The organism is Lysinibacillus sp. GJ-1 (assembly GCF_021166035.1).
Taxonomy (GTDB): domain Bacteria; phylum Bacillota; class Bacilli; order Bacillales_A; family Planococcaceae; genus Lysinibacillus; species Lysinibacillus sphaericus.
Genome location: NZ_CP088912.1, coordinates 1,424,305 through 1,438,795 on the forward strand (window position 1 = coordinate 1,424,305; position 14,491 = coordinate 1,438,795).

Below are 14,491 nucleotides of genomic sequence, written 5' to 3' on the forward strand. Positions count from 1 at the left end.
TAACACTTTTGTTGTATGGCAGCTCACTTAGAAAGTGATTGTGCCACTGCTACAAACCTTTTTAGCCCTTCTTTTAATTGTTTTTCATTTGCGTAAGAATAGCTTAAACGAATCCAAGAAGATAATTGTTTTAATGGATCACAAACTTGTCCTGGCACAAAGGAAATATTTTGTTCGAAACTTTTGCTTAATAATAATTCAGTTGGAAAATTATTTGGAAGCTGTACCCATAAATTCAAACCGCCTTTTGGACTGGTCCATCGCCAATCTGTTATGGCTAGCTCTTCCTCCATGATTTCCTTTCGAATTTGAAGAGCAATTCGAATTTTCTCCAAGTGTTGTTGCAATCTTAGAGATGAAAAGTAATGGAGAAAAATTTTTTGATTGAGAAGTGGTGAGCCATTATCCGCTAACGATTTAGTTGTTAGCAATGCGTTCATTAATGATGATTGACAAATAACAGTCGCAATTCTTAAACCAGGTGAAATATATTTGCAAAAACTTCGGATATAAATGACTGTCCCAGCACTATCATAGGTATAAATGGGTGGTGGAGGGGGTTCATCAAAATATATGTCGTGATAAGCATCATCTTCAATTAATAACAGTCGATATTGTTCAGCTAATTCTACTAATTTTTTGCGCTGCTCAATAGGAACAGTATAGCCAGTCGGATTATGAAATGTCGGATTGAGATAAAATAATCGCGGTTTATATTGCTTAATATATAATTCAAGTTGTTGTAAATCGTACCCTTTTGGATGAATATCCACCGTAACAATCTGGGCTCCCTGTGCTTTAAAAATATCAATCGCAGCACTATAGCTTGGACGTTCAAATAAAACGACGTCTCTAGGCTTAATAAAAGTTTGGGCTATAAGGTGAATCGCTTGCTGTGAGCCAGAAGTAATGAGCAACTCATCTGCACTAATATGTGTTTTATACTGGTTGATAAAATACTGTGTGAGTGTTTCACGTAGTTCTAAATCACCTTGCACAGTTGAGTAAGTTGCAAGTACTTTTGGATAAAGATCAAACACTTTTTTTACGTAATCTGAAAAATAATGATTAGGTAAAGGTTGGGATCAATTAACGCCTGCGAAAATTGATAGGAAACAGCTGGCTGATGGATTTCAGATAAATGATTTTTTTGTAAGTATGCAGAAACAATCGGATTGCTTTGATTTAGATTTTCAAGATGTTTTGTTTCGATTGATTGGACAAAATAGCCTGCTTTATCTTTTACATAAACTTTGTCATGCTTTTTTAATAATTGATAAGCCTTTAAGACCGTTAATCGATGAACATTCATTTCAGAAGCTAATTGGCGGACGGAGGGAATCTTTTCATGTTCTTTCCATTCGTTGCGTTCTATACGGTGTAGTACATAATCATATACTTTCTTAAAAGATAATCTTTATGTTCAATCGCTTTGTCCACTTGGATTCCTCCTATTCAAAAAGATTGTATCACGAACGATGTTAATCTGTTCTATCTTTTTCAATCTGTTCTACGTTCCTTCTTTTATGATAGAAAAAAGGAGGAGATTGATATGGTGATGATTAATTATATTTTTATGTGTTTGATTTTTGGTACGACTTTTTTAGCGATTAAAATTGGTGTTGATGCAGGGGTACCTCCATTTTTATCAGCTGGGCTTCGTTTTTTCATTGCTGGTTTGCTGCTATTTAGTTTTATGGTTTGGAGAGAAAAAACGACAATCCGGTTATTATGGCGGAAAGAGATGTTTTTTACAGGGGTATGTTTGACTTTTGGAACGTTTGCCGCATTATACTGGGCAGAACAGTACGTGACATCAGGAATTGCAGCTGTTTTATCTGCTACGGGTCCGATGATGATTATCATTATTCAAACATTGGTATTGAAACAACAAGGAAATCGTCAATCATTGATCGGTTGTGTTGTCGGGGTTATTGGTGTCACACTGTTGATTATACCTAGTTTTTCAATTGAAATAAGTACCTTCTGGATGGTTGGTTGTCTCGCCATCATAGTAGGTGAGCTATTTTATGCAATAGGAACAATTTATACGAAACATGTTATCCAAAAATTTGAAACGACATCACCAATTGCCTTAAATGCAGTGCAAATGATGTATGGCGGGATGCTATTAATTATTTTATCGTTTTTTACCGAGAACATTCAGTTTAACAATCTGTTAAATCTCGCTTCAATGGGCTCCCTTCTTTATTTAATTATTGTAGGTTCAATGATTGGGCATAGCATTTATTATTGGCTTGTTTCACGGACAAATCCAATTTTTCCTTCTACATGGCTGTATATTTCTCCCTTAATCGCTGTAGTATTAGGTGTTATTTTTTATCAAGAATATCTATCTTGGTTAACTGGCATAGGTACTTTGACGATTATTGTTGGAACGGTTCTAGTCAATTACGAAACATTGAAGAAGTTACTCTGGCAGAAAGGGACTTTGCAGCATGTTATTAAGCAAAAGATTTTCTAATGTAAGAAAATCTTATTAAAAAATCGAATTGTCAAGGAGGCAAAGTTATGCAAGTTTCTAAAGGAGTGGAGGTTTTGGAGCTTGAATTTAATGGGACCATGATCTATCCCACGCTTTTATGGGATCAAGACATGGCCGTTTTAATAGACACTGGATTTCCTGGACAAATGGAAGATTTGCGCGTAGCAATAGATAAGATAGGCGTGGCTTTTGACAATATACAAGTTGTGATTTTGACACATCAGGATATAGATCATATAGGGAACCTACCTGACATATTACAAAACGATGGAAGTAATATGAAAGTATACGCGCATGAGCTAGATAAACCTTATATTCAAGGGGATTTTCCACTTCTGAAAGATGGGCATATAGCGAATCCACCGAAGGGAAGAGTAGATGAGACGTTACATGACGGTCAAGAGCTGCCATATTGTGGGGGAATTCTCGTAATCCATACGCCAGGACATACCCCAGGTCACATTAGTCTATATTTGAGGCAAAGTAAAACACTTGTTGCAGGGGATTCGATGTATAGTGTAAACGGTGTACTGCAGGGAGTTCATCTTCCAACTACTTTAAATATAGAGGCTGCTCGCCAATCATTAAAGAAATATATAAATCTAGACATAGAATCCGTAGTTTGTTACCACGGCGGATTAAGTCTGGCAAATAGTAATGAGCAGATTTTAAAATTTCAATAGTAAAAAAAGATGGTGAGCCAAACAAAAGACAACCTCGTAAAAGATAGATTTCATGTCTAATTTTTACGAGGTGTATTTGTTATACTTTTGCCAATAGTGTGTCACAATGTTGATGTGCGATAAAAGGTCGCAAAATAAAGTAATTGAATGAATGGAAAAGTATTTGCCTAAGTGATCACTTTCATGTATAGTATCAGTAAATTTTTGATTGTTCGTTTAGAAATTGTAACTACATATACATTATAATGAAATGTAGATGTGGGACTAGTAGTAATTTTTATGTAGGAGTGTTTTGAATGGGAGAAAGAGGAAGACCTAAAGGCGCTAGTGGTGAAGAAAGTCGGGCACTACTTCTTGAAATCGCAGCAAATGAATTTGCACAACATGGATATCATGATACAAAAGTGAGTTCGATTGTTAAAGCTGCTTCATTAAGTCAACCCACTTTTTATTTGTATTTTAAAAATAAGGATGCTATTTTCGAAGAATTAGAAAATTTATTTCGCTTACGCATGATTGATTTTGCCAAAAAAAGCCGCTTACAGCCTGCATTGGAGCAAGCAACAGTAAAAGAGCGTATTATATATAACGTAAAAGAATTACTGGTGTTTTTTTCTAAAAACCCTAATTTAACACGTATTGGGTTTTATTTATCATCAAAGGCAGATGAAATAAAAGCGCAAATGGTCAAGCAAATAAAAGACAATCTGGATTTTGAAGTAGATGCAGGTTACTTTCGGAAAGATTTAGATACGCAAACAGTGGCAGAGTGCTTAATAGGCATAATTGAACGATTAACATTCATTCAATTACTACCACAGAAAAAACAACCACAAGAAATAGCAACGGATATTGTCGATTTACTGATAGAAGGAATGCTAAATAGAGAAAAATAGTGTTCTCAAATCCACTGCACATTAGTTAAAAAGGAAAATTTAAATTTTTCTTTTTTATAGTTGAATATTACTTTTCAGTAATATAAAATTGGAAATGAAATTGGCTATAGCTATGTCGTATCGGGATGTATGCTCAAGGCTTTTTAAGCAATTCCCTCCGTTAATATAATTCCAGTATTTTATATATAGTCAGAGAGAAGATAAAATAAATAGAAAGGAGGTTAGTAGAGTCCACGGACAGAAGGTGTGCGGTTGCAGTACTGAAATCATCACGATGTATCATTATATTACTTTTGAGTAATATATGCGGGCTATAGTAACAATTTCTAACAAGGTTAAACGAAAAGAGGGATGGTATGAGAAAGATATGGAGACAGGTGATACCTATTTTTTCTCTATTTTTATTAAACGCATATTCCTTAATAGGCAGTATACCTGTGCTTGCAGCAATGAATCATCAGACAGTCCAGCAAAGCTCGTTATTAGCGGCGAGCAACATTATTTATGTGAATACAAATGCTGCTGGTGGTAAAAAAGATGGTACAAATTGGGAGAATGCTTTTCTAGATTTACAGAGCGCATTATCAAAGGCAAAGACTGGCGACCAAATTTGGATAGCACAAGGAACATATATACCGACACGACTAGATGATGTGAGGGACGCTCGTACTGCCCATTTCAAAATGAAAAACGGTGTAGCTATTTACGGTGGCTTTAAAGGAGATAGTGACGAGGAGACAGTCGAGAATCGAGATTTCACGCACAATAAAACGATATTAAGTGGTGCACTTCCAAGTGGAGAAGCGGCATATCATGTTTTTTATCATCCAAATAATTATGATTTAAAATTAAATGCAACTGCAATCCTTGATGGCGTCACGATCTCAGCAGGACATGCGGATGGTTATCTCACTTCTCATAAGCATGGGGGAGGTATGTACAATTCAGGAAATAACCCAACTTTGAGGAATGTTATTTTTTATGGCAATAAGGCAAACTATTTTGGTGGTGGGATGTACAATTTGCAAAGTTCACCAACCTTAATGAATGTTGAGTTTACTGACAATGAAGCGAACTCAGGAGGAGGTATATTCAATTGGAATGAGAGTGCTCCTAAAATAACAAATGTGGTCTTTAATAAAAATAAAGCAACACGTAGCGGTGGGGGCATTCAAAATAATTCATGTGACATTATAATAGAGCACGCAAAATTTACGAACAATGAAGCGGCTCACGGAGGAGGTATAGCAAATTACGGTAATAGTGCCTCAACCTTAACAGATGTGACATTTAGCCAAAATATAGCATCGCAACAAGGAGGTGGGATATACAATAATGGACCTGGTAATAAGTCAATCTTAACAAATGTCATGTTTGAGCAAAATAAAGCAGCGTATTTTGGAGGGGGAATAGTTAATGATAGAGAGAGTAGCCCAAAATTCACAGATGTAATATTTAGGAACAATGAATCGGATAGTGGAGGAGCTATGTTTAATGCTAACAGAAGTGCTCCGGAATTAAATAACGTCGAATTTCATGGGAATATAGCAATAAGTAGGGGTGGTGGAATATACAATCGATTGCAAAGTAATCCACTTATCACAAATGTAATTTTTAATGGAAATAAAAGCGAGTTAGGTGGTGGATTACTTAATGAGTCTGGCAATCCATCATTAATTAATGCCCTATTTATTTCAAATAATGCGAATAAGGGTAGTGCTCTTTATAATATTTTTGCGGATTTTAGCTTGATAAATGCGACCATCTATTCAAATAGTCCAGCAGCTATTTACGGAGGTGCTGCAAATAGCAAAATTATTAATAGTATTATTATTGGAAATGGTCATACAGCAGCACTGACTGATTATCAGGGGCAGACAACAAATAGTTTGCTCGATGTGCCGGTAGAAAAAGGATACAAAGGTCAATTGTTTGATGCAACTTCAAATCCTACCGGTCCTGCAACTTATGTGCCTGATGATGTATTCGTCTCCCCAACTAGCGGAAATCTGCATTTAAAAGTTGGCGGACCAGCAATTGATGCAGGGAATTCAGATGCACATAGTATTGCCACAGATTTAGCAGGGAAAAGACGAATTCAAGGCGCAGCCATTGATTTAGGTGTATACGAAACGACACCGTACTATACAGTAACCTATAATGCAAACGGCGCAACAAGTGGTACTGTACCACAGGATAGTACACAGTATGAAGAAAACAAAACGGTAACAGTTCAAGGAAATAGTGGACAATTAGTAAGAACAGGCTATACGTTTGCAGGTTGGAATACACAAGTGGATGGACAAGGCACGATGTATCAGGCAAATGACGTTTTCCCAATCGGTACAGCAGATGTAATTCTTTATGCACACTGGACGAAACCTAATACGCCAACGTATACCGTAACCTATCATGCAAATGGCGCAACAAGTGGCACTGTACCACAGGATAGTACACAGTATGAAGAAAATAAAACGGTAACAGTTCAAGGAAATAGTGGCAATCTAGTAAGAGATGGCTATCTATTTGCGGGATGGAATACACAAGCGGATGGAAAAGGAGCGGCATATCAGGCAAATGACGTTTTCCCAATTGGTACAGCGGATGTGATTCTTTATGCACACTGGACGAAACCTAATACGCCAACGTATACCGTAACCTATCATGCAAATGGCGCAACAAGTGGTACTGTACCACAGGATAGTACACAGTATGAAGAAAACAAAACGGTAACAGTTCAAGGAAATAGTGGACAATTAGTAAGAACAGGCTATACGTTTGCAGGTTGGAATACACAAGTGGATGGACAAGGCACGATGTATCAGGCAAATGACGTTTTCCCAATCGGTACAGCAGATGTAATTCTTTATGCACACTGGACGAAACCTAATACGCCAACGTATACCGTAACCTATCATGCAAATGGCGCAACAAGTGGTACTGTACCACAGGATAGTACACAGTATGAAGAAAATAAAACGGTAACAGTTCAAGGAAATAGTGGACAATTAGTAAGAACAGGCTATACGTTTGCAGGTTGGAATACACAAGCGGATGGAAAAGGAGCGGCATATCAGGCAAATGACGTTTTCCCAATTGGTACAGCGGATGTGATTCTTTATGCACACTGGACGAAACCTAATACGCCAACGTATACCGTAACCTATCATGCAAATGGCGCAACAAGTGGTACTGTACCACAGGATAGTACACAGTATGAAGAAAATAAAACGGTAACAGTTCAAGGAAATAGTGGACAATTAGTAAGAACAGGCTATACATTTACAGGCTGGAATACACAAGCGGATGGAAAAGGAATATCCTATGCTGAAAATGCAACCTTCCAAATGGGAAAAGCAGATGTCACATTGTATGCACAGTGGGCATCGAACCCTTCTACACCAAATGAAGGTAATGTTACGGGTCCATCCACATCGGAAGGCAATAATTCCGCTAATCCATCAAGATCCATTCAAATATCCCTCGAGACAAATGGAGGGTTATCTTTAAAGGACATAGAGATTGCCTATAATACAACAGTTAGCGACTTACCTATACCGACAAGAGAAGGTTACCGTTTTGCTGGTTGGTATCAAGACAAGGAATTAACGAAACCGTGGGATAAACGGATGCTGGTGAAAGAAAGTTTAACGCTCTATGCAAAATGGACAGCCTTACCAGAGGAAGAAGCGATAAATTCACAGCCACCTAAAACACCACAGCCATTGCCGCCAATCGTGACTTTCCAAGATATTGAAAACCATTGGGCACAGGAAATAATTGAGGCATTGGCGACGCAAGGGGTCATTACAGGCTATAAGGATGGTACTTTCCGTCCAAATGAGACGATAAGCCGCCAGCACGTAGCGGTCCTCTTGACACGTGCATTTACATTTGAGGCGAGTCGTCCATCAATAGCTTTCTCAGATGTAGCACCACATCATCCGTATTATCATGAGATTACGATCTTACAGCAGGCGGGTATTATAGACGGGATTGATGGAGCCTTTCATCCAGCCGACCATCTTACACGCGCCCAATTGGCGAAAATATTAGCGAATACATTACAGCTCCAACCACAAACTACAAGTTCATTTACGGATGTAGATAGCAGTCATTGGAGTGCGGGGTATATCGGGGCACTAGAACGGGCAGGGATAGCATTAGGTGATAATGGTAAGTTCCGACCTGAAGCTTCTGTGACAAGAGCACAATTAGCAGCTTTTTTATATCGAGCAATGCAGCAATAAATCTTTTAGGACATGAAGCAATAGAATAGCTTCATTCGGTTATATCGGAATAGAGTAAGATTTTTATAGATTAATATTACTTTCAAATAATATAAGAAAAAATAGATAGTGATATTATTTCTGAGGAACATTATAGAGTTAATACGAGAAGGGTTACTCTGAAAAGCTGACGAGGATAAATCATAAATAACTATTCATTGTCAGCTTTTCTTTAGGTTTTGCGAGCATCGATGAATAATTTAGATTATATATTTTTAAATAATAAAATTCAGGAGATGATGAGGTTGAGTTTCAAGAAATTGAGATTTTTCGCACTTCTATATATAGCTATACACTTTTTCCTAATAACCTTATCTTCTGTAGAGGCTTCGGAGCTTGGAAAGTTTAAACCACTAACATTACAAACTTCTGGTCTTCGAATATCTGGGGGAATAGAAGTAGATAAGTATGGAAATATTTATGTTTTAGATTCGGGTAGTACTTGTGTAAGAAAATTTAAAGCGGATGGAACAAAGCTTATAGGTTTTTGTACTGGTGATCCAGGCAAACAACTAGGAGGAATTGCAGTGGATGATGCCTCTGGTAATATCTATGTATCAAGTAGAATAGAACATATCATTTACAAATTGAACTTAGATGGCAGATTGATAAAACAGTGGGGGAGCGAGGGCACTGGTAATGGACAATTTAAATATCCTCGAGGCATCGCGATAGATGATACGGGGAATGTCTATGTAGCGGACTCTGTAAACAATCGTATACAAAAATTTACTGCAGATGGAACATATATAGCTCAGTTTGGGCAAATGGGTTATCCTGCTGACATTGCACTTGATAAGGCAGGAAATATGTATATTACGGATACATTTTCCAATAGGGTTAAAAAGCTAGGTTCAGATGGCACAGATTTATCTTATGGATGGAAAAATAAATTTAGTTTACCTGAAGGAATAGCAGTAGATCCTAATGGGAATATTTATGTTGCTGATAAGAATAATTGGAGAATACAGAAGTTTACATCAGATGGAGAGTATCTAGCTCAATGGGGTGCTGAAAGTTCACTAGATGGTAAACTTATATATCCTAGCCAATTAGCAATAGATACAGCAGGGAATTTATACGTCATAGAGGGGGAAGCATTAAATCAACGTGTACAAAAAATGACTCCTTTACCCTCCGATGCAAATTTAAGTAGTCTAAAGATAGGTACATTCACAATACCTCTTTTATCGAATCATCCGAATCATCAAGTAACTGTAGGCAATGATGTTTCTATGTTAACTATCACAGCAACAGCTTTTGATTCCCTAGCCGCAATTAATATAGAAGGGAAACTATCATCTACTGGCACTTTGAGTTATCAGGCCAATCTTGATGTTGGTAGAAATATAATTCCAATTGTTGTGACAGCTCAAGATGGTCATACTAAAAAAACATACACACTTACTATAGTAAGATTAACATCGACCGATGCTAGCTTAAAAGGCTTGACTATAAATCAAGGTACATTAAGTCCAACATTTTCGGCAAATCAAGAAATGTATACAGTACAGGTAGAACATGCTGTTTCATCAATTCAAATTACAGCTTCTCCAACAAGTGATGGAGCGAAGGTAGCGGTGAATAATAAAACATCATCAGAAACGGTAGAGCTAGTTGTGGGAGAAACCACAATTCCAATAGTGGTGACAGCACAAGATGGCAAAACACAAAAAACATACACATTGACGGTCATGAGAGCATTGTCGGAGGATGCGACATTAAAGAATTTAACTGTAAGCGAAGGTACATTAAATCCTGCCTTCTCAGCAAACGAAGAAAACTACATGGTACAAGTAGGGAATGACGTTACAACACTAGATATTGCCGCAAGTACGACCGACAGCCAAGCAAGTATGACCATTAATGGTAATGTTACAACATCCGAAACAATAACATTGGTGGCAGGACAACCAACCACAATTCCAATAGTGGTGACAGCACAAGATGGCAAAACACAAAAAACGTACACATTGACGGTCACGAGAGCATTGTCAGAGGATGCGACATTAAAGAATTTAACTGTAAGCGAAGGTACATTAAATCCTGCCTTCTCAGCAAACGAAGAAAACTACATGGTACAAGTAGGGAATGATGTTACAACACTAGATATTGCCGCAAGTACGACCGACAGCCAAGCAAGTATGACCATTAATGGTAATGTTACAGCATCCGAAACAATAACATTGGTGGCAGGACAACCAACCACAATTCCAATAGTGGTGACAGCACAAGATGGCAAAACACAAAAAACATACACATTGACGGTTATGAGAGCATTGTCAGAGGATGCGACATTACAGAGATTATCTGTAAGCGAAGGTATTCTAAGTCCTGTCTTTAAAGCAGACGAAGAAAATTATACATTACAAGTAGAACATAATGTGACAATGCTTGATGTGGAAGCCGTTACTACAAATAGCGAAGCAAGTGTGACCATTAATGGCAAGCATACAGCGTTGGATTCAATAGAACTGTTAGTAGGGCAAGCAAAAACGGTATCCATCGTCGTCACAGCCCCAGACGGTAAAACCCAAAAAACATATACTCTGACAGTAGCACGCGCACCATCTAGCGATGTGACATTGCAAACCTTAATAGTAGATCAAGGCATATTAAATCCAAGCTTCCAGCCAACTATAAATAGGTATACAATTCAGCCAGATCTTGCTACTTCAACTATACAAGTGACTGCACTACCAACGAATGTTAATGCAAGTGTGATGATTAATGGGAAAACCACTACAACTGATACGATTACTATAATAGCCGGAGAGACAATGACTATTCCCATTATTGTTACAGCTCAAAACGGTGAACAGGGTGTCTATACATTGCTTGTACAAGAACCTTCTATCCCGGTTACGAGTGTAATAGTGCAGCCAACAAATTTACAATTACAGGTAGGTGGTAGCCCAGTAGCATTGACTGCAACGATATTTCCAGCAAATGCAGGTAATCAGAATGTGAGTTGGAGAAGTAGTAACCCAACTGTTGCTACTGTAGATCAAAATGGAATGGTCACACCAAAATCGGCAGGAGTAGCAGATATTATAGTAACAACAATAGACGGTAGTAGGACAGCAACCGCTCAAATCACGGTTGAGCAGGTTGTATCTAGTAAGGAACCAACACCGAGTCCAGCACCTATACAAGAGCCAGTAAACGACAATGATTATTCACCATCAACACCTGTGAATATTATATTTCATACAAATGGAGGAACAGTCATAGAACCTATGGAGGTAATTTATAACACTAAACTAAGTAATTTACCTATACCGACAAGAGAAGGTTTCCGTTTTGCTGGTTGGTATCAAGATAAGGAATTAACGAAACCGTGGGATAAAGGGACGCTGGTGAAAGAAAGTTTAACGCTCTATGCGAAATGGACAGCCTTACCAGAGGAAGAAGCAGAATCGTCAAAAGATTCACAGCCACCCAAAACACCACAGCCATTGCTACCAATCGTGACTTTCCAAGATATTGAAAACCATTGGGCACAGGAAATAATTGAGGCATTGGCGATGCAAGGGGTCATTACAGGCTATAAGGATGGTACTTTCCGTCCAAATGAGACGATAAGTCGCCAGCACGTAGCGGTCCTCTTGACACGTGCATTTACATTTGAGGCGAGTCGTCTATCAATAGCTTTCTTAGATGTAGCACCACATCATCCGTATTATCATGAGATTACGATCTTACAGCAGGCGGGTATTATAGACGGGATTGATGGAGCCTTTCATCCAACTGACCATCTTACACGTGCCCAATTGGCGAAAATATTAGCGAATACATTACAACTCCAACCACAAACTACAAGTTCATTTACAGATGTAGATAGTAGTCATTGGAGTGCGGGGTATATTGGGGCATTAGAACGAGTAGGAATTGCATTAGGTGATAATGGTAAGTTCCGACCTGAAGCTTTTGTGACAAGAGCACAATTAGCAGCTTTTTTATATCGAGCGATGCAGCAATAAATCTTTTAAGGGCGTGAAGCATTTCCAGTGCTTTACGCCCTTTGAGCATTTCTGTTTGTGGGAGACGCTAAATTTAGCGTTTTAAAGTATGGAAAGAAGCAATATATTGTTACTTTATATGACGTGCATGACGAAATTTGTGATGTTGCTTTTGTGAAGCAAAATCGAAAGTTTTTCTAATGCTCCTTTAATTTGGTAAATTTTTAGTTGACTATATACCCCTGTGGGTATATAGTGTATTGTGAAAGTGCTAATCAATTACATGTATTGTATTCTACATATTTTTTGGAGGGGATTTTGATGAAGAAGATTATTATTATTGGTGGAGTTGCTGGAGGCGCTTCTGCTGCGGCGAGAATTAGACGGTTAGACGAGCAAGCTGAAATTATCATGTTTGAAAAAGAGCCTCATGTATCGTTTTCAAATTGTTCTTTACCATTTTATTTAAGCGGTGTTGTAGAAGATAGTAAACGTTTATTAATGATGACACCGGAGTCTTTTGAATCAAAATATAAAATTGATGCACGTGTAAATAGTGAAGTGATTGCCATTAATCGTCATGAAAAGTCAGTAACGATTAGAAGTACACAAACAGGAGAGCTATCAACAGAAGTATATGATGAGTTAATTTTATCTCCAGGAGCTAGCCCGATTGTTCCAAATCTTCAAGGTACGGATTTACCACATGTGTTCACTGTGCGAAATGTAGTAGATATTGAACAATTACAACAAGCAATTGTTAAAAAAGATGCTCAAAATATTGCAGTTATTGGTGGCGGATTTATTGGTGTAGAGGTAGCTGAAAACCTCCGCTTAGCTGGACGCGGTGTTACTTTAGTGGAATTTGCCCCACAAATTTTAACACCATTTGATGAAGATATGGTTCAAATTTTACACAAAGAGTTATTAGATCATGGTGTGAACTTGATTGTAGGGGATGGTTTAGCAGAAATTACGACAGACTCTATTACATTAAATTCAGGAAAAACAATGGATGCTGACATTGTTGTTTTAGCGATTGGCGTTCGTCCAGAAACAACATTAGCAGTAGAGGCAGGACTAGAGATTGGTGCAACTGGTGCCATTAAAGTAAATCAAAATTATCAAACGAATGACCCGAGCATTTATGCTATTGGAGATGCCATAGAAGTGTATCATCGCTTGATGAATAAAGCGACTCGTTTAGCATTAGCTGAGCCTGCACAAAAGCAAGCTCGTGCAGCTGCTGATCATATATATGGAATAACTTCGGCTAATAAAGGTGTTATAGGTTCATCGAGTATTCAAGTTTTTGATTATGCAGCAGCTGCAACAGGATTGAATGAGCGGACAGCAAAGCAAATGGGGTTACCAGTTGATGCCGTGTATATCATTGCGCCAGATAAAGTTGGGCTGATGCCTACAAGTAATCCACTTCATTTTAAATTAATTTATGAAGTACCAACTGGACGAATTGTTGGCGCACAGGCGATTGGTAAGGGGAATGCAGATAAACGAATCGATGTCATTGCGACATTAATGACAATGAATGGGACAATTGAAGATTTAAAAGAGCTAGAGCTTTCATATTCACCAATGTTTTCAACCGCGAAAGATGTCGTCAATTTAGCGGCTCTTGTCGCAACAAATATTATGGCAGGTCGTTTTAAGCAAGTGCGTGTCAGTGAAGTACGCCGATTAGTCGAGTCAGGCGCAGTTATAATTGATGTACGTGAGCCTAATGAATTTGCAAATGGTGCAATCAAGGGTGCAAAAAACATTCCATTAAGTCAATTACGTGAGCGTATGCATGAAATTCCAAAGGACGTACCTGTCTATGTCCATTGTCGTTCTGCACAACGTAGTTACAATGCGGTAATGGTGCTAGAGCATAATGGTTATAATCAAGTTTACAATATCTCGGGCTCATTTTTAGGAATTAGCTTGTATGAGTATTTTAAAGATCAACAACTAAACCGTGAGCCAATTGTTACACAATATAATTTTAAATAATAGTTGTAGAAGTAAGGCATAGAAGTTTTCGTGAATAATACTTTGTTTGAGATATGCATTGGATAGCGTTTAAGGTCCTAAAATTACATGGAGCCCTTCTGTATTATACAGAAGGGCTTTTTGATTTTTTTGCGTTTCTCTT

At 37.9% G+C, this 14,491-nt stretch carries 6 protein-coding genes and 1 pseudogene; 6 read left to right on the top strand and 1 reads right to left on the bottom strand.

Annotated features, from left to right (window positions below):
- Nucleotides 1-23: 23 nt before the first annotated feature.
- Nucleotides 24-1,375, bottom strand: a pseudogene (locus LO754_RS06640) (aminotransferase-like domain-containing protein).
- 177 nt (nucleotides 1,376-1,552) lie between these two features.
- Here LO754_RS06640 and LO754_RS06645 point away from each other — a divergent pair.
- The 6 genes from LO754_RS06645 to LO754_RS06670 all read left to right on the top strand — a co-directional run bounded on the left by LO754_RS06645 (nucleotide 1,553) and on the right by LO754_RS06670 (nucleotide 14,349).
- Nucleotides 1,553-2,485, top strand: a complete 933-nt coding sequence (locus LO754_RS06645) for a DMT family transporter (RefSeq protein ID WP_024362416.1) — start codon at nucleotides 1,553-1,555, stop codon at nucleotides 2,483-2,485.
- Between the two features lie 47 nt (nucleotides 2,486-2,532).
- A complete protein-coding gene (locus LO754_RS06650) occupies nucleotides 2,533-3,189 on the top strand; it encodes an MBL fold metallo-hydrolase (RefSeq protein WP_024362415.1) in 657 nt (218 codons plus the stop codon).
- Between the two features lie 296 nt (nucleotides 3,190-3,485).
- The gene (locus LO754_RS06655; protein ID WP_231785846.1) at nucleotides 3,486-4,085 is read left to right on the top strand and encodes a TetR/AcrR family transcriptional regulator; all 600 of its coding nucleotides are present in this window, start codon (nucleotides 3,486-3,488) and stop codon (nucleotides 4,083-4,085) included.
- 356 nt (nucleotides 4,086-4,441) lie between these two features.
- Nucleotides 4,442-8,335: an InlB B-repeat-containing protein gene (locus tag LO754_RS06660; protein WP_231785847.1), complete on the top strand. Its 3,894-nt coding sequence runs from the start codon at nucleotides 4,442-4,444 to the stop codon at nucleotides 8,333-8,335.
- Nucleotides 8,336-8,619: 284 nt separating this feature from the next.
- Complete coding sequence (locus LO754_RS06665; RefSeq protein WP_231785848.1) at nucleotides 8,620-12,357, top strand: cadherin-like beta sandwich domain-containing protein; 3,738 nt, start codon at nucleotides 8,620-8,622, stop codon at nucleotides 12,355-12,357.
- Nucleotides 12,358-12,654: 297 nt separating this feature from the next.
- Nucleotides 12,655-14,349, top strand: coding sequence for an FAD-dependent oxidoreductase (locus LO754_RS06670; protein ID WP_231785849.1), 1,695 nt, complete (start codon nucleotides 12,655-12,657; stop codon nucleotides 14,347-14,349).
- Nucleotides 14,350-14,491 lie beyond the last annotated feature (142 nt).

Coding starts and splice junctions, on each gene's coding strand:
- LO754_RS06645 (WP_024362416.1), top strand. CDS start 1,553: ATGGTGATGATTAATTATATTTTTATGTGTTTGATTTTTGGTACGACT.
- LO754_RS06650 (WP_024362415.1), top strand. CDS start 2,533: ATGCAAGTTTCTAAAGGAGTGGAGGTTTTGGAGCTTGAATTTAATGGG.
- LO754_RS06655 (WP_231785846.1), top strand. CDS start 3,486: ATGGGAGAAAGAGGAAGACCTAAAGGCGCTAGTGGTGAAGAAAGTCGG.
- LO754_RS06660 (WP_231785847.1), top strand. CDS start 4,442: ATGAGAAAGATATGGAGACAGGTGATACCTATTTTTTCTCTATTTTTA.